Origin of the sequence: Alcaligenes sp. WGS1538 (assembly GCF_043187505.1) — a bacterium.
Lineage (GTDB): Bacteria > Pseudomonadota > Gammaproteobacteria > Burkholderiales > Burkholderiaceae_B > Alcaligenes.
The window spans coordinates 3,858,647-3,877,248 of record NZ_CP171109.1 but is presented as its reverse complement, the minus strand read 5'-3'; the positions used below and the strand labels follow the sequence as shown (position 1 = coordinate 3,877,248).

The following is an 18,602-nucleotide window of genomic DNA, read 5'->3' as shown; positions in this document are numbered from 1 at the left end:
GGCGGCCGGAATCCAATGAGCCGTACGGGCTTATTTCAGCTCGGCCTTGAACACGTCCAGCGCCGCCACGGCGCAGGCTTCGTCCAGGTGGCCGCCGGGGGCTCCGCCCACGCCGATGGCGCCTATGGTGTCATTGCCCGCCTTGACGGGCACGCCGCCGCCCAGCAGCAGAAAGCCCTGGATGTCGCCCAGGTTGGCGGCGCCGGCGTTCTTCTGCGAACCCTCCAGCATGGCGCTGGTCAGGTTGCGGGCCGAGGCGGAAGTAAAGGCCTTGTCGATGCTGGCGCTTACGGTGTGAGGGCCGGCCTGGTCGGCGCGCTGGAAGGCGCGCAGCACGCCGGCGCGATCCACCACGGCGGCCGATACGTTGTAGCCTTTGGCCGAGCATTGCTTGACGGTCTCGGCGGCCAGGCGGCCGGCCAGGTCCAGGGAGATGTTTTTCTCGGTCAGCACACCCTGGGCCTGGGTGGCGCCGGCGGCGAACAACAGAGCCATCAGCAGGGAAGAACGCAACATAGCGGGAATCTCCATTAATCGTTTCCGACACCGTGGTCGGCATGGGGAAACTATAGGGCCCGCCCCCGCCTGGCCGCCATTCGGATGCCTACCCGTCCGCCTCCGTATTTCTACGTAGCGGTATCGGCCAGGCTGGCGTAATGACGGATCAGATGGGCCAGCGTATCCACCTGCAGCTTGGCGAACAGATTGGCGCGGTGCGACTCCACCGTGCGCGGCGACAATGACAGGGCCCGGCCGATCTCCTTATTGGTCAGGCCCTCGACGATCAAGCCCAGCACGTCGCGCTCGCGTTCGGACAGGCTGGCGTAGCGTTCCCGCGCCCATTGGTCGGCCGCCAGACGCTCGCGCCGGCGCACGTGCTGGCGCACGGCCTGCTGGACCGTGTCCAGCAACACGTCATCGCCGACCGGCTTTTCCAGGAACTCCGCCGCCCCCGCCTTGAAGGCGCGCCGACACATATCCACCGTGCCGTGGCCGGTCAACAGGATGATGGGCTGATCCACGCCCTGGTCGATCAAGGTGTCCAGCAGCGTCAGGCCGCTGATGCCCGGCATGCGCACATCCAGGATCAGGGCGCCGATGGCCTGCCGGTCGAAGGATTCCAGGAACAGTTGCGAATCCGCCCAGGTCTGCACCCGCAGGCCCACCGTGCTGATCAGCAGGGACAGGCTCTGTCGAACCGCGGCGTCATCATCGAGCAGATGGATCAAAGGGGACAGGCTGGAGCCGGTTTCTGGCTGGTTCATGATGGGTTGTCGTCGGCTCGTTGCAGTTCCAGCGCGAATACGGCGCCGCCCAGGGGATCGTTGAATGCCGTCAGGCCGCCGCCCATGGCCTGGGCCAGGGATTCGCTCAAACTCAAGCCCAGGCCCAGGCCGTCGGCCCGCGTGGTGAAGAATGGCTCGAACAGGCGGTCCAGATGATGCGGGTCTATGCCGGGGCCGTTGTCACGCACGGTCAGCACCACCCGTCCCTGGCGCGGCAGGATCTCCAGCCAGATGCGCGGGTCGGCGCGCTGGGCGCCGGCCAGGGCGGCCACGGCGTTGTTGAGCAGATTATGGATGATCTGGCCCAGCGCCACCGGCTCGCCCAGCACATCCACGTCCTGCGGCGGCAGGTGCTTTTCAAGCTTGATGCCATGGCGCTCCAGTTCGGGCATCAGCAGATGTACGGATTCGTCCAGAACCTGCGCCAGGGAAAGGGGATGGCACTGATCGGCCAGTCCGCTCTCGCGCAAGCTGTGGCGCAGGCGCGTCAATACGCTGGAGGCGCGCTTGATCTGCTCGACCGAGTGCCCCATGGCCTGGCGCGCCGGCTCCAGGTCCGGCGGGTCCTCCTGCAACAGGCGCAGGCTGGCCTGGGTATTGGCCAGCACCGATGTCAGCGGCTGATTCAACTCATGCGCCAGCCCCGCCGCCATCTCGCCCAGGGAATTCAGGCGAGCCACCTGGCCGATGCGCAGCAGTTCCTGGGCGCGCAGGGTCTGCTCGCGCTGCTTGCGTACATAGAAGGCCAGCAACACCAGCAGGGCGCTGGCAAGCGAGAACAGCAGCGCCTGCCCCCAGGGCAGATCCGCATACGTGACCACGCGGCGCGTATGCAACTGGAATGGCTGGCTGTTGGAAGCCAGCGTCTTGCCGGACTGGAACACCACCGGACCGGAGCGGTCCTGTCCTGGGCTGATCACCCATTGCTGATCCTGCCACTCCAGCACCACGCGCGCCGGGCTGCCTTCGCGCCGGAAAGGCCATTCGTCCCACGCAATGGCCGCGTTCAGGTCCAGTTGCACCGCGAAACTGGCCGGGTGCGCGGCCACCAGCAGCACGTAGCGGCCCTGAGACAGGCGCACGTCGGTCAGCACGGCGCGCTCGACCTTCAAGGACTGCTGCTGGGCTTGCCGCCATTGGGGGTCCGCCCAGGCCGCGTCGCCTTCCTCCCGGTAAATGGCCATGACCTGCGGGAACATGGCCTCCAGCGCGCCCAGCCGCTCGATGCGCTGCACCGGCGGCTGCAGCAGCGCGAGCATCTGCAGGATGGCGTCATGCTGCGCCAGGCGCTGGCCCAGCAGACGGTAGGCGATGTTGCTCTGCACGGTGAAGGCTTCCTGCTGGCGGCCCAGCTCGATGCGCGTCAGCACCGCCGACCCAGCCAACGACAGCCCGAGCCAGATCAGGAAACCGTACAGAAAGGAGCGGTGGCGCGTCTTCATGCAAGCATTGTGGGGACGGAAAACAACAGGGTAAATAGGCCGACTGGTCGATAAAACCAGCATTTGCTATATTAATCAAGGTCTTTGACCATGTGCTTGCACACAAGCCTCGAGGAACGACCTCGCCAATTCTTGGTTTCAATGTCCGGGACGGCCCGGCCCTTTTAAGTGGAGGGTCGTCATGGCCTGGTTCCTTCTTGTTCTCGCTGGTCTCTTTGAAGTCGTCTGGGCATACGCCATGAAACAATCGGACGGCTTTTCCCGCCTCGTTCCTTCCGTGGTCACCCTCGTGACCATGATCGTCAGCTTCGCCTTGCTGTCCGTGGCCATGCGCTCGCTGCCCCTGGGCACCGCCTACACCATCTGGACGGGCATAGGCGCCGTAGGCGCCTTCCTGGTGGGCATCCTGGTGCTGAACGAGCTGGCCAGCCCCATGCGCATCGCAGCCGCCGTCCTGATCATCAGCGGCATCATCCTGATGAAGCTCTCGAGCTGAACGCGCCAGGCATGCATCAAACCGGCTTTCCCCCGAAAGCCGGTTTTTTTTGGCCGCTCCCGGGCCCCGAGGAGAGCCGGTCTTCGAACGCCCTAGACGTTGGCAGCTTCCAGCAGACAGGCGGACAAGCGGTCGAAGTGGAGCAGGGCGGCCTGGCTGAGGTCCACCTGCTTGCGCCGGGTGTCTTCGGTATCGCTCAAGACGATCCAGCCCTTCTCGCGCATGGATTTCAGGCGGGTATGGATGGTGGCGGGCGAACCCAGCCGCTCCACGGCCATCACATCCCGTACGGACAGGCGCAAGGACTCCCTGGACGCCTTGGCCACGAGGGTGAGGATACGCTCCTCCAGCGGGTCCAGCGCCGGCAAGGACGGCAGATTGTGCAGCGCGTCGGCAAGCTGCAGGAAACGCATGTAGATATCAGCAGGTCTGGTGGCAAATTTCATGACAAAATCTTTATTCCTTTGAAGTCGCTACCGCAGTGACATTTCTAGAAATAAGTTCTGGTTATTATTGTTTTGGTTCCTGTCCGGCAAAGCAAAAAACAAGCCCACTTTATGGGCAGACAGGCAGGTATTGGTTCGGTCCACGCTTTGGGCTCGGGTTTAAACGCTGAAGCCGGGGCCAGATCCCTGCAAGGAACAAAGCGGCCTGACCCGGCTGTTTGCCTGAAATTCTATCAGAACCCCCATGCCGTGGCGCTTCCTGCCATGCGGTGCGCCACATGAAATTGTAAGGAACCCGAGCTCGATGATTAGCCGGCAGACCATCCCTCATTAAACGCCTCCTTGGCCGCGCGCACGAGCCTAGGCCGTCGGCAAACGGCTCGAATCGATTCCGCAAGCCGTTCTCGCGCCCGGTTTTCGCGCACCTTTAAAATGGGTTTCAGCAGGGCGGTCAGTCTTCGGCCCTCCACCTTCGGATCACCATGAAATCTGGAACATAAAAATGATTCTTCACCTGGACACGCCGCTTATTTATTCCCACGTCCTGAGCGATCAGCTCGGCAAGCACCTGTGGCTGAAGATGGATGCGCTGCAACCGAGCGGCTCGTTCAAGATCCGCGGCATCGGCCACGCCTGCCAGCACTACGCCCGACAGGGCAAGACCCGCTTCGTGAGCTCCTCCGGAGGCAACGCCGGCATCGCCGTGGCGTATGCGGGCCGCCGGCTCAACGTCCCCGTGCTGGTCGTCGTGCCGGAGACCACCAGCGAACACGCCCGGCGCCTGATCCAGCGGGAAAAGGCGGAGCTGATCGTGGTCGGCAAGAACTGGAACGAAGCCAATGACCATGCCCAGGCCCTGCTGCAGGAAAGCGACGCTTTCATACACCCCTTCGACGACCCCTTGCTGTGGGAAGGCCACGCCAGCCTGATCACCGAAGTGGCGGCGCAGGGCATACGCCCCGACGCCGTCTTGCTGGCTGTCGGCGGGGGCGGCCTGCTCAGCGGCGTGGCCCAGGGCATGCACGAGCAAGGCTGGGACGATACGCCCATCATCGCCGTGGAGACGCAGGGCACCGCCTCGCTGGGGGAATCCGTGCGTCAGCGCAGGCACGTCACCTTGGACGCCGTACAAGGGGTGGCAACGTCCCTGGCGGCGCGGCGCGTCTGCGACCAAGCCTATGCGCTGAGCCAGTCGCGCCCCCTTCAATGCGTGCAGGTCAGCGACGCGCAGGCCGTCAGCGCCTGCCTGCGCTTTCTGTCCGATCACCGCGTCCTGGTCGAGCCGGCCTGCGGCGCCGCCTTGGCGGCGCTGTACCTGGACCATGAAGCGCTGACTCCCTACCAGAACATCCTTGTCGTGGTCTGCGGAGGCTCGACCGCCACGCTGGAGCAATTGGTGCAGTGGCGAGCGTGAAATCCGCGAAGATCTCCGGCCTTGCGGCCGGAGCTGGTTCACCATAAAAGTTTTTCACTTTAAGCAAATTTCTTAACGCCCTAATTTTTGAGACGTTTCAAAAAAAACCACGACCATTACCCAAAAATCAATTAATTATCTATTTATTTATAGTTATATTTTTTATACTTAAATTATGGAACAAGTGTTTCACGTGGAACAAAACGATGAAAATCACCCTTTGACCACGGGTACGCCACGGCGGATCAACAAGGAAAAATCCTCGCCGTCCTGCTGGGCCAGAGCCCGTTCATTGACATGGCCAAGCCGGCGCAGTTCATCCAGGGTATGACCCGGCGCCAAGGCCCCTTGCGCAAACACATACTCGGGCAAATATCCTGAAGCCAGGATGCGCCAATCCCAAGGCAGGCCTTCCACGATATGGCTCATCATGTCATAGACGATCGTGGTGCAGTTGGCCGTCAAGGTATTGTAAAAACGGGGGCTGTCGCGCAATTCATTGCCCTGCTGCACATAAGACAGGAACAGCGCCTGCATGGCCGGCTTGGGCAGGGCCACGCTGTACAGGTAGACATCCTCGCCGCGGGCATTGGTCCGCGTGCGTATGATGTCGCTTTCTTCGGCGGCAATCAGCGCCATCTCGAACTGCTTGAAAAAGCCGCCTATGGCGGAGAATTCTTCATGCCTTTCCTTGCGGATTTCGACGGAAAAGCTCACGTGGCGCCCATCGTCGAAGCCGAACGACACCAGGGTATGCGCAATGGCCGGCCCCATCCAGTACGACAGAAACATGTCCACTGAAACGAGCCGGTCCAGATCATACTGGCGCGTCTGCCAGCGTTCATCGAAATCGGTTTCGCTGCGCCAGACGAAATCGCGCACATTGTGCAAGGTCACCACCGAGCCCTGAATCTGCCCGTAGCTGACCCTGTCCACGTCAGACGCCCATAGCCTGCCGTTGCTGGGGGCAATACCGTGCCACCACACCAGCAAAGCAAGCAGGCCCAGGGCCTGGGGCAGAGCGAGCCATCCATTTCCCTTGCCCAGGGCATACAGGCTGAACAAGGCCGCCACGCCCCATAACGCCATCGCCACCATGCGCCCCGCCCCAGCCTGAGCCTGAAACTGCAAGGCCAGCACGCCCCATGCCGTCGCTCCGGCGATCACCAGCAATAGAAACAGTTTCAGCAGCACATGCCACGCCATATTCATGATTCCTCCCTGAATGTTCCGCCACTAGCATAGTGCCTTGCGGCGGACAAAAAAAACCTGTGTCCGAAGGAACACAGGTCTGCGGGGGCGGGGCGGCGGCAGAAAAGCCCGCGCGCGGTCAATCCAGGTAGCCCATGGCCTGACCTTGCCGGATTATTCCCTGCGCCTGCCAGGCGGGATCGAAGCGGTACCCGCTGTCTCGCGGAAACAGCAGCACCACCGTGGAACCCAGCAGGAATCGGCCCATTTCCTCGCCTTTGGCCAGCGACACGTCCTGATCCTGATAATTCCATTCGCGCACCTGCCCGTCGCGCGAAGCATTGACCACCCCGTGCCACACCGTCGCCATGCTGCCCACGACGGTTGCGCCCACCAGCACCAAGGCAAAGGGACCGCGTTCGGAATCGAACAGGCACACCACCCGCTCGTTGCGGGCGAACAGGCCGGGCACGCCGCGCGCCGTGGTGGGATTGACGGAAAACAGCTCGCCGGGCACGTGTATCATGCGCGTCAGCCGCCCGTCGCACGGCATGTGCACCCGATGATAATCACGCGGGCTCAGGTACAGGGTGGCAAACAGTCCGTCCTGGTAACGGGCGGCCAGGGCCGTGTCGCCGCCCAGCAGCGCCGCGGTCGAGTAGCTGTGGCCCTTGGCCTGGAAGACCTCGGCGCCGCGGATGGCGCCCAGCTGGCTGATGGCGCCATCCACGGGGCTGACCAGGGCGCTGTCGGCGACAGGCCTGGCGCCCGCGCGCAAGGCGCGGCCGAAGAACTCGTTGAAGGTCGCATAGCTGGCCGGATCCGGATTTTCGGCCTCGCTCATGTCGACCTGGTAGCGCCGGATGAAGCGCTCGATGGCCCAGGTGGTCCGCCCGCCCAGAGGCTTGGAAGCCAGGCCGCCCAGAAACTCGGTCAAGGCCTGCTTGGGCAGGAAATACTGGGGAAGTACGGCAAAACGAGAATACATAGAATCCACTCATCGACAGTCAATGCCCGCGAGCATGGCCCGGGACAGTCCCGCCAACCAAATGGCGCCTGCGGCGCCGGATCATGCGGCGCTCGTCCGACCCGTCATGAGGCCGGAGGGCGCGCGCATGAGCTCGTGGTCAAGGCAAGAAGGGCATGAACAAAAGAATACGCTCTTGTAGCACAGCTTGTCGCCATATGGCATAGTCGCCGTTGAAATGAAGGCGCGCGGTCAGATGAATACGACGCGGTCGCGGCCTTCCTCCTTGGCTTGGTAAAGGGCGCGGTCCACACGGCGCAAAGTACGCTCGTAGTCGGGGTGGCCGTCATACAACGCAATCCCCACGCTGGCCGTGATGCTCAGAGTCTGACTGTCCGACACGCGGAAAGTTTCCGCATGGATGCGCATGCGCAGGTTGCGCGCCGCGCGCAGGGCAGCGTCGGCATCCACATCCACCAGCAACACCAGAAATTCCTCGCCCCCCAATCTGAACACGTAATCGCCGGCGCGCGCGCTGTTGCTGAGCAATTCGGCAAACTGCTGCAGGACCCGATCGCCCGCGTCATGACCATAGGTGTCGTTGACGCTCTTGAAATAGTCGATGTCCACGCCCAGCAGGGCGAAACGCGAGCCGCGCTGCTGGGCATAGCTGACCTCCCGGCTCAGGACCACAGGCAGGTACTTGCGGCTGAGCAGGCGGGTCAGCACGTCGCGTCCCGATTCCAGTTCATTCTGCTGTTCGAACAAGCGCTCCAGGTGCAAGCCGATGGCGCGCGTCTTGTCCCGCAAAGCATGCAGATGGCGGATCTGGCCGGCCTGGTCATCCCGGTCGAATCCGGGCACCAGCTCCGCGTCGATCAGGCGCATCAGCTCCAGGATCTCGCGACTTTCCACCGTGCCCTGGAAGGCATGCGAGCCTTTGTGCTTGAACCAGACGCCGAAATCAGAATCGCCGATGCGCGGCAGGGGCGCCTGGCTGCCGTTGACGGCCATGGCGAACATGAACTGGTTCTCCCAGTCCAGCAGGGCGGCGCGCTGGCGACCGCGCTCGGCGGCGGCGTTCTGCACAATGGCGAACAGCCGGTAGGACTCCTCGGCCCGGGACTTGCGCTCGCGGGAGTTGGCATAGGCGTGGCTCATGATTTCCATGGCCAGGTCGATGAAATCCTGCACATAGCTGTAACAGTCCCAGGCCTGCTCACGGCTGATCTCCGTAGACTCGAACAGGTAGCGGGCATAGCGGCCCTTGAGCAGGCGCGCGCCGCGCAGCACCAGATGCACCGGCACGCCGACCCGCGCATGCACCTCGCCGACCTGGTTCTGCAGCTTGACCTGTTCCTGCATGTCGCTGTCCACATCCACGGAGAACAGCCGGACCAGCCAGTTGCGCAGCGAACGGTGCAGGCGGGTCTGCACCTGCTCATGGGACAGATAGACCTGCGCGGCCGGATGGGTCAGCATATGCGTATAGAAATGCGTCGCCAGCTCATCCTGATGATCCAGGGTGATGGCCAGCACCTGGGCACGCACGGCCAGCGGCACTTGCAGCAGCAAGGCATGCCAGTCCTGGGCGGATTCTTCGATATTCGGTTGCGGCATGAAAGACGGGAGGGGGTGGCGAAGCGATGATTGAAGGCTAAACAGCCATGATCGCGATTGTTGCATGGGGGGAGATTTCGCGCTATTTCCTATAGCAATCGGCGCGATCGGGCAAAATTTCCTGATTTCCTATACTATAAAGAGAAGCATATATCAGTCATATGAAGTCTTGACACATTCTACGTCCCAAAAGCCTAAAAAACAGATCAAAAAAGCGTAGAATCCATGCTCTCTCTCAACGGTTTATTCCAAATAAACCAATAACCTAGATTCATTCGCGGCATATTTCATGACCGAGGTCTACAGTCAGTGGCACGCCAAGCTGACGCTTGGCTTCTCTTTGCAGAATGGTTCCCGTTCTGTCCTGTCCACGCGTGTACACGAAGGCCCCCTGCTGATCCAGCGGGCCCTCTACCCCGAAGGTCCTGAAATCTGCCACGTCGCCATCCTGCACCCGCCCTCCGGCATCGCCGGCGGCGACATGCTGGACATCCAGGTACGCCTGGCCGAGCACACCCGCGCCACGATCACCACCCCCGGCGCCACCCGCTGGTACAAGTCCAACGGACGCCATGCCGCGCAGAACGTCCTGATTCAGGTCGGCGCCGGCGCCCAGCTGGACTGGCTGCCCTGCGAGAACATCTACTTCGAGCAGGTGGACGCCGCGGCGCGCAACCGCATCGAGCTGCACCCGGACAGCGCCGCCATCGGCTGGGAGATTTCCCAGCTGGGCTCGGTGCGCACGCCCGGACACTGGCTGGAGGGCCGTGTCGTCATGGACACGCAGCTCTACATCGGCCAGGAGTTGGTGTGGGTGGACGCGGGCGAGCTGGCTGCGGACGACGCCTTGCGCCAGGGCATTTGCGGGCTGGACGGCCTGCCCGTGCATGCCACGCTCTGGGCCTACGGGTCCGTCCTGGATACGGCCGAGCTCGAAGTCCTGAACGAACAGCTGGGATGGGGGCCGGAGCTGCGCGGCGGATTGACCGTCATGCCCCAGGAAGGCGGCAAGGCCCTGTACCTGCTGCGCGCCCTCGGCCTGCACGCCGAAGATGTGCGCGGCCTGCTGGTCCAGGCCTGGCAGCACCTGCGCCCCCGCCTGTTGCGGACGAGCGCACAACCGTTGAGACTATGGACCACATAAGCCTTTCAGGATTCGCCTAGCTACGCAGGCAGGCGCGGGCCGCACGGGCCCGCAATCGTGTGTTGGAAAACTATTGTTGGGCAAGCTGCGCGCACCCGGAGCCCCGGGTGGGCGAACCGAACCCGTCACCTATTTGTAAATGGAAGTAACGCCATGGAATTGACACCGCGCGAAAAGGACAAACTGCTGATTTTCACCGCGGCCCTGGTGGCCGAGCGCCGGCGCGCCCGCGGCCTGAAGCTCAACTATCCGGAGTCGGTCGCCCTGATCACGGCCGCCATCATGGAAGGCGCCCGCGACGGCATGTCGGTGGCCGAACTGATGAGCGCCGGCGCCAAAGTGCTGACTCGCGACGAGGTCATGGAAGGCGTGCCCGAGATGATTCCCGACATCCAGGTGGAGGCCACGTTTCCGGACGGCACCAAGCTGGTCACCGTCCATCATCCCATCGTCTGACGCCGTGCCGCCGCTCGCCGTCCCCAGGGCGGGACGGCGCGGCGGACACGCAATCATCCCTACGTCGCCCCTTATCAGGACATAACCATGATTCCAGGTGAAATTATTGCCGAAGACGGTCAGATCGAACTGAACGTCGGGCGGCAGACCCTCAGTATCGCCGTCTTCAACGAAGGCGATCGCCCCGTGCAGGTCGGTTCGCACTATCACTTTGCCGAGGTCAACAATGCGCTGAGCTTCGATCGAGAGCTGGCGCGCGGCTACCGGCTGAATATCCCCGCCGGCAATGCGCTGCGTTTCGAACCGGGCCAGCGCCGCACCATCGAACTGGTCGCCATGGACGGCGACCGCCAGATATACGGTTTCCAAGGCTTAGTGATGGGGTCTCTCTAAAATGGCATTCATTTCTCGCAAGGCATACACCGAAATCTACGGTCCCACCGTCGTCAACGGCGTGGGCGACCGGGTCCGCCTGGCCGACACCCAACTGCTGGCCGAAGTCGAGCGCGACTTCACCATCTTCGGCGAAGAGGTCAAATTCGGCGGCGGCAAGGTCATCCGCGACGGCATGGGCCAGAGCCAGCGCATGAGCGCCGACTGCGCCGACACCGTCATCACCAATGCGCTGATCATCGACGCCGTCACCGGCATCGTGAAGGCCGACATCGGCATCAAGAACGGCTTCATATCGGGGATAGGCAAGGCCGGCAACCCCGACATCCAGCCCGGCGTGAACATCGTCATCGGCGCCTCCACGGAAATCATCGCCGGCGAAGGCATGATCGTGACCGCCGGCGCCATCGACACGCACATCCACTACATCTGCCCTCAGCAGGTCGAGGAGGCCCTGTCCACCGGCACCACCACGCTGATCGGCGGCGGCACGGGCCCGGCCACCGGCACGCTGGCCACCACCAGCACGTCCGGCCCCTGGCACCTGGCCGCCATGATGCAGGCCACCGACGCCTTCCCCATCAACATAGGCCTGTTCGGCAAGGGCAGCTCCAGCTCGTACGACGCCGTCATCGAGCAGGTGCGCGCGGGCGCCATGGGCCTGAAGATCCACGAAGACTGGGCCAGCACGCCGGCCGCCATCGACAACTGCCTGACGGTGGCCGACGACACCGACGTGCAGGTCGCCATCCACAGCGACACCCTGAACGAATCCGGTTTCGTGGAGGACACCTTCGGCGCCTTCAAGGGCCGCACCATCCACTCCTTCCACACCGAAGGGGCAGGGGGCGGGCACGCGCCCGACATCATCCGCGCGGCCGGCATGGCCAATGTACTGCCGGCCTCCACCAACCCCACCATGCCGTTCACGCGCAACACCATCGACGAGCACCTGGACATGGTGATGGTCTGCCACCACCTGGACCCCTCCATCGCCGAGGATCTGGCCTTTGCCGAAAGCCGCATCCGCAAGGAAACCATCGCGGCCGAGGACGTGCTGCACGACCTGGGCGCCTTCTCGGTCATGAGCTCGGACTCGCAGGCCATGGGCCGCGTGGGCGAAGTGGTGATGCGCACCTGGCAGACGGCCGACAAGATGAAGCTGCAGCGCGGCGCGCTGGAAGGCGACAGCGCGCGCTCGGACAACGAACGCATCAAGCGCTACATCGCCAAATACACCATCAACCCGGCCCTGGCCCATGGCGTAGGCCACCTGATCGGCTCGATCGAAGTGGGCAAGCTGGCCGACATCGTGCTCTGGAAGCCCGCTTTCTTCGGCGTGAAGGTCAATATGGTGCTCAAGAGCGGCATGGCCGTGGCCGCCTCCATGGGTGATCCGGGCGCCTCCATCTCCACTCCGCAACCCGTGCACATCCGCCCGATGTGGGGCGCCCACGGCAAGGCGCTGCGCACCTCCGTGCTCTTCGTCTCCCAGGCCGGCATGGACAATCCCGCCCTGCACGCTCTAGGATTGAACAAGCGCCTGGAGGCCGTCGTGGGCTGCCGCAACATCAGCAAGCACCAGATGGTGCGCAACAGCTGGCTGCCCCACATCACGGTGGATCCCCAGACCTACCAGGTATACGCCGACGGCCATCTGCTGCATTGCGATCCCGTCGACATCCTGCCCATGGCACAACGTTATTTCCTGTTCTAGTCATGCGAATCGCCAATAAATTCCTGCGGGCCGGCCAGGTCGCCAAGGCGCTCACCCGCGGCGCCCCCACGGTCACCCTGGACCTGGCGCTGCGCCGCCGCAGCCGCCAGAAGCTGGTTTTGGACACGGGAGAGGAGGTCGGCATGGCCATTCCCCGCGGAGCCGTGCTGCGTCACGGCGATCTGCTGGTGGCCGAGGACGGCCGCTTCATCCTGGTCCAGGCCGCGCCCGAGAACGTGCTGCGCGTCACCGCCGCCACCCCGACCGCGCTGGCCCGCGCCGCCTACCATCTGGGCAATCGGCACGTGCTGCTGGAGATAGGCGAGGGCTACCTGCAACTGGAATACGACCCCGTCCTGGTGGACATGCTGGCCCAGCTGGGCGGCGTGCGCAGCGAACGGATCCAGGCGCCGTTCGAACCCGATGTGGGCGCCTACGGGGGCGGCCACAAGCATGGCCATGACGAAACCTTCGAAGAAGACTACGCGCTGGCGCAGGCCGCCTTCCAGGCCCATGAGCCGCAGGCGCATGACCACGGCCATCGTCATGAGCACGCGCATCGCCACGATCATCATGGGCACTCCCATGCCCACCATGACCACGATCACACGCATGATCACGGCCATGGCTGCTGCGGCCACGACCATATGCACCGTCATTCATCCTGACCATGCAGCTTTCTCCCGAACAACTGACGCTGCTGCAACAACTGGCGTCGCCGGCGCTGCCCATCGGCGGCTTCAGCTATTCCCAGGGCCTGGAAGCCGCCGTGGAACTGCGCCTGGTCCACGACGAAGCCACGGCAGCGGCCTGGATACAGGACCAGCTGCACAGCGTCATAGGCCACTGCGAGGCGCCCTTGTGGGCCCTGCTGCATCAGTCCTGGCACGCGGGCTCGTCCGAGTCCGTCCGCCATTGGAATCGCTGGTTCTTTGCTTCACGTGAAACAAAGGAAATCCGCAGCGAAACCGAACAGATGGGCTGGTCCCTGTACAAGCTGGCCCTGGAACTGGACTGGCTGGGCGAGCATGCGCGCGCACTGCTGGAGGGCCTGCGTCCCCTGTGCCTGCCGACGGTGCACGCCGCCATCGCCGTGCAGGCCGATCTGCCGCTGCACGCGGGCCTGACCGCCTATCTGTACACCTGGTTGGAAAACCAGGTCATGGCCGCCATAAAAAGCGTCCCGCTGGGGCAGGTGGCAGGCCAGCGCGTACTCAGCCAGATACGCAGGCAGATCCCGGATACGGCCCGGCTGGCGCTGCAGCGCAGCCAGCGCCAGCCCCCCGCGCTGCAAACCTTCGCCCCCCAGTTCTCCATCGTGTCCGCGCGGCACGAGAGCCAGTTCTCCCGCTTATTCCGATCCTGATAGGTTCAACCATGCACGATATTTCCTCCCTGTCCAACCGCAGCAAGTCCCTGCCACCGCTTCGGGTCGGCGTGGGCGGGCCCGTGGGCTCCGGCAAGACGACCCTGCTGGAGATGGTCTGCAAGAAGATGTACCCCGAGTACGATCTGATCGCCATCACCAACGACATCTACACCAAGGAAGATCAGCGCCTGCTGACACTGTCGGGCGCGTTGCCGCCCGAGCGCATCCTGGGCGTGGAAACCGGCGGCTGCCCGCATACGGCCATCCGCGAGGACGCGTCCATCAACCTGGAGGCGATCGACCGCATGCTGGAGAAATTCCCCGATGCGGACATCGTCTTCATCGAGTCGGGCGGCGACAATCTGGCCGCCACCTTCAGCCCCGAGCTGTCGGACCTGACGCTCTACATCATCGACGTGGCCAGCGGCGAGAAAATCCCCCGCAAGGGCGGTCCCGGCATCACCAAGTCGGATTTGTTCATCATCAACAAGACCGACCTGGCCCCGCACGTGGGCGCCAACCTGGACATCATGGCCTCGGACACCCGGCGCATGCGCGGCGACAAACCCTTCGTGATGTGCAACCTGAAGACCGGCGAAGGCCTGGACCAGATCGTGGATTTCCTGATCCGCGAAGGCCTGTTCAAGACCGCCTGACGCCGTCGGGCAAGGCCTGGAAATCCCGCCGCCATGGCGGGATTTTTTTACCTGCCGTGCAGGCGCTGGCGCGCTGCGCAAGGCTCTCCCTAGTGGCGGCCGATCCGGTTGCTCCATCTCAAATGGCGGCGTGTCGGCAAGTCGATGATTTGTCGGGCCTATACGCATCACCTTCCTTAGCCGTCTGATCACCTTCTTCTCAAGCTCCAGCTTTTCCCCTTTGCCGTGCCCTTCCGCACCAGCTTCGGCATGCTGGGGGTGAACATCCCCCGCCTGATCAAGGTCCTCATCGCCGCCGCCGCGCTGGTGGTGGCCTACTTTGCCAGCGCCACCCTGAATTTCACCGATTCGGCATCCTGATGGCCGACTGCTACCGCGTACGCCCGCAGCAGATCGATGTGCAGGCCCTCTACACCAGCGACCCGAACGGTCCTTGCTGGTACACCGAGGGCTTCAACCTGACCGCCATCTGCACTCTGGCCCTTGCCGGCCTCCTGTCCCTGTCCGCCGCCCAGGGCGGCATGCCGTTCGGCTCCGTCCTGGTAGTCGACGGCGAAGTCGTCGCCCAGGCGCATAATCGCCAGCTCCAGGATCAGAACTATTTTTCCCATGCCGAAACCAACTGCCTGCAGCAGTACCTGAAAAAGCCTTTCAGCTCCGACCAGGACGTGTTGCTGGTGGCCACGGAGGCCCCATGCCCCATGTGCGCCGGGGCCGCCCAGATCGCCGGCGTACGACGGCTTCTGGTGGGCGAGGCCCATCACTACCAGGGCGCCCTGGACTGGCTGCGCCAGGCAGGCGTGCACGTAGAGGTCCTTGCTGACCAGGCCTGCATCGGTCTGGTCAGCAAGTCCCGCAATCAATACCCGGACCGCTGGAACGCCTTCAGCGCCGGTTGAACCGCAACCTGCAGCCACCATCCCGTGCGACGGTTTCTTTTTGGTCCTTCGAAGAATTCCGGAAGCCAATTTGCCTGATCGGTGCCGAACTGGTTTTCTGAAGACGCCGTCCAAGGCGCCGGAAGAGCGGACGGGGCTGATGGCATCAGCCCAGCCATGGGCATCAATCACCAAACAGAAAGCTCAGCAGATGGGAGGTTGACGCTTCATACGGCTTGCGCGGACGACCCGCCGCGGCCTGCTACGCGAGAACCCGAGTTTCTCTCCGCTTGACCCAAACGGCTCGCCAAACACGGCGGAATCCCCCGGAATTCCTTGAAGAACCTCTTTTACCCATCATGTCCCCCATACAGAGAATCTGCCGGACAAGGACCGTCAGCCCCCCCCCAATGATCGAGACCTTCAGGCACCCGCGCCAGCGCGCTGGCTGACCGGCACAAATCCTTATCCGCCTTTCCCTGAACAGGCATGGCCTGTCCTGATCATCCCTGCAGGTATGCGGAACTTGAAAAGGCAAGGCGTATTCCACGGGTTTCACATAAACCGGAAAATGAAAAACAGAAATCGGTTTATGAAATACAAAATGGCAGTTTTGTATTTTGAGCTGAAGCCCGAATATTTTTATGACAATCGAAATAAAATAAAAAAATTAAACTTATCCACAAGAAAGGATAAGCTGGAAATCCACAATTTTATTAACAATTTCATTTATTCCATGGATGGAATTATTGATAGAGAGGAATAAACAGATTGGATAAATAAGTGGATAAGATGTGGAAAGTATAACAGCACTCGCGCTCGACCAAAACAAAGAATCCACGGCGCGTAAAAATCAATCCGAAAATCGATCACACCCTCTGCAAGCCTTGACGGGCGGGCGACGCAAGGGCGCCACAGCCCAGCTCTTCGGCCTGAACACCGCTGTGGATAAGCTCTGGGAGACCGACATGTGAACGCAATGTGGATGAAACGGGGATAAGTGCGCTATCTTGACATGGACAGGATTTTGTCCAGTTTCCTTCCACCGGCTCCCGCAGGCTGATGCACATGACGGCAGCACAGGCAATGGATTGAAAACAAAGACGAAATCAGGGATATGCCACTTATCCACAGACACCCATTATCCAATACCAATTTTATATATAGTTATTGTTAAGCAAAGAACACGTACCCATGAGCTCCTTTCTTGTACAGGCTCTGCCTGACGGTCCCTTGGACATCATCGGCGACTTGCATGGAGAACTCCAGGCATTGCATCGCTTACTAAAAAACCTTGGATATCAAGAAGATGGAACACATACAGACCAACGCACCTTGGTCTTTGTCGGCGACTTCTGCGATCGAGGCCCAGATAGTCCAGGCACGATCGAATATGTCAAGTCGTTGATAAATAAAGGAAAAGCATTTGGCATACTAGGCAATCACGAGATCAATCTGCTCATCGACGATGCCAAAGACGGATCAGGCTGGTTTTTTGACAGCCGACTCGAATCAGATCTGCCGTTCTACGCGCCTTTTCAACGAGTCCAGCCTGAAAAAAAAGAAAATATCCGCCAATTTTTAGCCTCGCTCCCTCTGGTTTTGGAAAGAAAAGACCTGCGAGTCGTGCATGCAGCGTGGAATAAAGAAGCAATTGACGCGATTCGGGATGTAAAAACAGAAAATATGCTGGATTTTTTCGTGGAATGCGACGAAAAAGCAAACGAATTTGCCAAAAAATCAGGAATATTAGAAAAATATCTGGAAGCAAAGCAAAAATGGAAGGAAAAAATAGAAGACCCTGCTGCGATCATTCCCATGCTTCAGGAATATGCAGATTTTGACCTGGTTCAGAACCGTTTCAATCCCATTCGACTGCTGACTTCTGGAACGGAAGCGGCTGCTGAAACACCGTTTTTTGCGGGAAACCGCTGGCGATTTTCCGACCGCACCCCCTGGTGGGATCACTATGACGAGCCGGTTCCGGTGGTTTTCGGCCATTACTGGCGCCAGCTGGATCCGTCCCAGACCCGTAAGCTTTCAAGATATTCCTTATTATTCAACGGGATAGATCCATTCCACTGGCATGGCAAATGTCACAACGCATTCTGCATCGACTTTTCAGTAGGCGCGCGTTGGCGTGAACGCCGGCAGGACCAGAACCCTGAGGCGACACGTTTTCACTTGGCCGCCTTGCGTTGGCCAGAACAGATCCTGGTCACCGACACCGGATTTCAGCAGAAAATCAGCTGATTTCGATCCCGTGCTCGGCTGTTACAATTTTCTTTTCTGTGGATAAGCTCTAGAGAGCCTGATGTGAACAGTATGTGGATTGGCTTGGCACAAGTAGCCTTTTCTTCTGGACGACAAAAAGTTGTGCCTATTCAGTCCACCAGCAATCCTCGGAGCTATCCCCTTCAAGACAGGCTCCCAAGAGATTGTTTTCATTGATGAAATACTGCTTGTTCGACTTATCAACAGGCTCTCATTCAATAATCTAAATAAAAAATTTAAGTGCTTGTTATAGAAGAGAAGTTTGCTCTTCCGGCCTGATTCGCTGCGCTCTTTGCATGCCGAATTTTCTGGACTAAGATGCACAGCATCGCAAGAGCGCAAGATTGTCCCGCCACCGACAGCCATGCGGTTTTTGCATACAGCGAATTGAGAGCCAGCAGACGATGAAAATACTTTTTCAACAACATTTTTCCGCACTATCACTGCTGAGTGGAAGGGACGGACTGTCTTGTCGACTCTCAATGCTGGCAAAGGTATTACATGAAAAAAACTCAAACTGGGCTTTGCTCCAATAAAGCCGGTTCGGGGTTGCGGGTACAGGGAAGCGCTTGACCTTGCTCCTGACCGGTTTTGCTTGATTTCACCGGCAGCGACAAGGCTGACCCGAATGCGTATAGTCAACTTGTCCACAAAAAAGGGGTAAATGGCGACATGAACCCGGCAACAGTTTTTCATTCAAGGAGTTTGGCAGGGAGGCTGTTTTTTTACACAGTTCCATGCTGTGACACAACCCCGTCTTTTGCATATAAGTAGTTGTTTTCTTGGAATTATTTTTTTTTCTTTAGATTTCTGCTTTTGTTGACGGCCCTTGCTCCGGCTTTAGGTGGCGATT

Annotated in this window: 19 protein-coding genes; 12 read left to right on the top strand and 7 right to left on the bottom strand. The window is 61.0% G+C overall.

What is annotated here, in order from left to right; translation table 11 throughout:
• Positions 1-30 precede the first annotated feature (30 nt).
• From ACF3ND_RS18120 to ACF3ND_RS18110, 3 genes are all read right to left on the bottom strand, one after another.
• Positions 31-516 (bottom strand): heme-binding protein, encoded by a 486-nt coding sequence (locus ACF3ND_RS18120; RefSeq protein ID WP_394062981.1) that lies wholly within the window; start codon positions 514-516, stop codon positions 31-33.
• Positions 517-626: 110 nt separating this feature from the next.
• Complete coding sequence (locus tag ACF3ND_RS18115) at positions 627-1,265, bottom strand: response regulator transcription factor (RefSeq protein ID WP_394062979.1); 639 nt, start codon at positions 1,263-1,265, stop codon at positions 627-629.
• On the bottom strand, positions 1,262-2,728 hold the full coding sequence (locus ACF3ND_RS18110; RefSeq protein ID WP_394062977.1) for a sensor histidine kinase: 1,467 nt from the start codon (positions 2,726-2,728) through the stop codon (positions 1,262-1,264). The genes ACF3ND_RS18115 and ACF3ND_RS18110 overlap by 4 nt, the downstream gene beginning before the upstream one ends.
• A 181-nt stretch (positions 2,729-2,909) precedes the next feature.
• On the opposite strand from ACF3ND_RS18110, the gene sugE reads away from it, so the two are divergent.
• The gene (gene sugE, locus ACF3ND_RS18105; protein WP_394062975.1) at positions 2,910-3,224 is read left to right on the top strand and encodes a quaternary ammonium compound efflux SMR transporter SugE; all 315 of its coding nucleotides are present in this window, start codon (positions 2,910-2,912) and stop codon (positions 3,222-3,224) included.
• A gap of 92 nt (positions 3,225-3,316) precedes the next feature.
• Here the strand turns inward: sugE and ACF3ND_RS18100 are convergent, their stop codons facing one another.
• A complete protein-coding gene (locus ACF3ND_RS18100) occupies positions 3,317-3,670 on the bottom strand; it encodes a winged helix-turn-helix domain-containing protein (RefSeq protein WP_394062973.1) in 354 nt (117 codons plus the stop codon).
• Positions 3,671-4,172: 502 nt separating this feature from the next.
• Between ACF3ND_RS18100 and ACF3ND_RS18095 the strand changes: the two genes are divergently transcribed.
• Positions 4,173-5,084: a pyridoxal-phosphate dependent enzyme gene (locus ACF3ND_RS18095; protein ID WP_394062971.1), complete on the top strand. Its 912-nt coding sequence runs from the start codon at positions 4,173-4,175 to the stop codon at positions 5,082-5,084.
• A gap of 213 nt (positions 5,085-5,297) precedes the next feature.
• On the opposite strand, the gene ACF3ND_RS18090 is transcribed toward ACF3ND_RS18095, so the two are convergent.
• The 3 genes from ACF3ND_RS18090 to ACF3ND_RS18080 form a co-directional block, all read right to left on the bottom strand.
• Positions 5,298-6,296 (bottom strand): DUF4105 domain-containing protein, encoded by a 999-nt coding sequence (locus tag ACF3ND_RS18090; RefSeq protein ID WP_394062969.1) that lies wholly within the window; start codon positions 6,294-6,296, stop codon positions 5,298-5,300.
• A gap of 118 nt (positions 6,297-6,414) precedes the next feature.
• Entirely contained in the window at positions 6,415-7,263 is an 849-nt protein-coding gene (gene asd / locus ACF3ND_RS18085; protein WP_394062967.1) for an archaetidylserine decarboxylase, read from the bottom strand.
• A 231-nt stretch (positions 7,264-7,494) separates the two neighbouring features.
• Entirely contained in the window at positions 7,495-8,862 is a 1,368-nt protein-coding gene (locus tag ACF3ND_RS18080) for a diguanylate cyclase (protein ID WP_394062965.1), read from the bottom strand.
• A gap of 289 nt (positions 8,863-9,151) precedes the next feature.
• On the opposite strand from ACF3ND_RS18080, the gene ACF3ND_RS18075 reads away from it, so the two are divergent.
• The 10 genes from ACF3ND_RS18075 to ACF3ND_RS18030 all read left to right on the top strand — a co-directional run bounded on the left by ACF3ND_RS18075 (position 9,152) and on the right by ACF3ND_RS18030 (position 17,728).
• Positions 9,152-10,006: an urease accessory protein UreD gene (locus ACF3ND_RS18075; RefSeq protein WP_394062963.1), complete on the top strand. Its 855-nt coding sequence runs from the start codon at positions 9,152-9,154 to the stop codon at positions 10,004-10,006.
• A 153-nt stretch (positions 10,007-10,159) separates the two neighbouring features.
• Positions 10,160-10,462 carry an urease subunit gamma gene (locus tag ACF3ND_RS18070; protein ID WP_394062961.1) on the top strand — a complete coding sequence of 101 codons (303 nt, stop codon included), beginning with the start codon at positions 10,160-10,162 and terminating at the stop codon, positions 10,460-10,462.
• Between the two features lie 87 nt (positions 10,463-10,549).
• On the top strand, positions 10,550-10,855 hold the full coding sequence (locus ACF3ND_RS18065; RefSeq protein WP_394062959.1) for an urease subunit beta: 306 nt from the start codon (positions 10,550-10,552) through the stop codon (positions 10,853-10,855).
• Between the two features lies 1 nt (position 10,856).
• Complete coding sequence (ureC, locus tag ACF3ND_RS18060) at positions 10,857-12,572, top strand: urease subunit alpha (RefSeq protein WP_394062957.1); 1,716 nt, start codon at positions 10,857-10,859, stop codon at positions 12,570-12,572.
• A 2-nt stretch (positions 12,573-12,574) separates the two neighbouring features.
• A complete protein-coding gene (gene ureE, locus ACF3ND_RS18055) occupies positions 12,575-13,240 on the top strand; it encodes an urease accessory protein UreE (RefSeq protein ID WP_394062955.1) in 666 nt (221 codons plus the stop codon).
• A 2-nt stretch (positions 13,241-13,242) separates the two neighbouring features.
• On the top strand, positions 13,243-13,938 hold the full coding sequence (locus ACF3ND_RS18050; protein ID WP_394062953.1) for an urease accessory protein UreF: 696 nt from the start codon (positions 13,243-13,245) through the stop codon (positions 13,936-13,938).
• 11 nt (positions 13,939-13,949) lie between these two features.
• Positions 13,950-14,597, top strand: a complete 648-nt coding sequence (gene ureG / locus ACF3ND_RS18045; RefSeq protein WP_394062951.1) for an urease accessory protein UreG — start codon at positions 13,950-13,952, stop codon at positions 14,595-14,597.
• Positions 14,598-14,822: 225 nt separating this feature from the next.
• Complete coding sequence (locus ACF3ND_RS18040) at positions 14,823-14,957, top strand: hypothetical protein (RefSeq protein WP_394062949.1); 135 nt, start codon at positions 14,823-14,825, stop codon at positions 14,955-14,957.
• On the top strand, positions 14,957-15,496 hold the full coding sequence (locus ACF3ND_RS18035; RefSeq protein WP_394062947.1) for a deaminase: 540 nt from the start codon (positions 14,957-14,959) through the stop codon (positions 15,494-15,496). The genes ACF3ND_RS18040 and ACF3ND_RS18035 overlap by 1 nt, the downstream gene beginning before the upstream one ends.
• Before the next feature lie 1,173 nt (positions 15,497-16,669).
• Positions 16,670-17,728 (top strand): metallophosphoesterase, encoded by a 1,059-nt coding sequence (locus ACF3ND_RS18030; protein WP_394062945.1) that lies wholly within the window; start codon positions 16,670-16,672, stop codon positions 17,726-17,728.
• Positions 17,729-18,602 lie beyond the last annotated feature (874 nt).

Coding starts and splice junctions, on each gene's coding strand:
- ACF3ND_RS18120 (WP_394062981.1), bottom strand. CDS start 516: ATGTTGCGTTCTTCCCTGCTGATGGCTCTGTTGTTCGCCGCCGGCGCC.
- ACF3ND_RS18115 (WP_394062979.1), bottom strand. CDS start 1,265: ATGAACCAGCCAGAAACCGGCTCCAGCCTGTCCCCTTTGATCCATCTG.
- ACF3ND_RS18110 (WP_394062977.1), bottom strand. CDS start 2,728: ATGAAGACGCGCCACCGCTCCTTTCTGTACGGTTTCCTGATCTGGCTC.
- sugE (WP_394062975.1), top strand. CDS start 2,910: ATGGCCTGGTTCCTTCTTGTTCTCGCTGGTCTCTTTGAAGTCGTCTGG.
- ACF3ND_RS18100 (WP_394062973.1), bottom strand. CDS start 3,670: ATGAAATTTGCCACCAGACCTGCTGATATCTACATGCGTTTCCTGCAG.
- ACF3ND_RS18095 (WP_394062971.1), top strand. CDS start 4,173: ATGATTCTTCACCTGGACACGCCGCTTATTTATTCCCACGTCCTGAGC.
- ACF3ND_RS18090 (WP_394062969.1), bottom strand. CDS start 6,296: ATGAATATGGCGTGGCATGTGCTGCTGAAACTGTTTCTATTGCTGGTG.
- asd (WP_394062967.1), bottom strand. CDS start 7,263: ATGTATTCTCGTTTTGCCGTACTTCCCCAGTATTTCCTGCCCAAGCAG.
- ACF3ND_RS18080 (WP_394062965.1), bottom strand. CDS start 8,862: ATGCCGCAACCGAATATCGAAGAATCCGCCCAGGACTGGCATGCCTTG.
- ACF3ND_RS18075 (WP_394062963.1), top strand. CDS start 9,152: ATGACCGAGGTCTACAGTCAGTGGCACGCCAAGCTGACGCTTGGCTTC.
- ACF3ND_RS18070 (WP_394062961.1), top strand. CDS start 10,160: ATGGAATTGACACCGCGCGAAAAGGACAAACTGCTGATTTTCACCGCG.
- ACF3ND_RS18065 (WP_394062959.1), top strand. CDS start 10,550: ATGATTCCAGGTGAAATTATTGCCGAAGACGGTCAGATCGAACTGAAC.
- ureC (WP_394062957.1), top strand. CDS start 10,857: ATGGCATTCATTTCTCGCAAGGCATACACCGAAATCTACGGTCCCACC.
- ureE (WP_394062955.1), top strand. CDS start 12,575: ATGCGAATCGCCAATAAATTCCTGCGGGCCGGCCAGGTCGCCAAGGCG.
- ACF3ND_RS18050 (WP_394062953.1), top strand. CDS start 13,243: ATGCAGCTTTCTCCCGAACAACTGACGCTGCTGCAACAACTGGCGTCG.
- ureG (WP_394062951.1), top strand. CDS start 13,950: ATGCACGATATTTCCTCCCTGTCCAACCGCAGCAAGTCCCTGCCACCG.
- ACF3ND_RS18035 (WP_394062947.1), top strand. CDS start 14,957: ATGGCCGACTGCTACCGCGTACGCCCGCAGCAGATCGATGTGCAGGCC.
- ACF3ND_RS18030 (WP_394062945.1), top strand. CDS start 16,670: ATGAGCTCCTTTCTTGTACAGGCTCTGCCTGACGGTCCCTTGGACATC.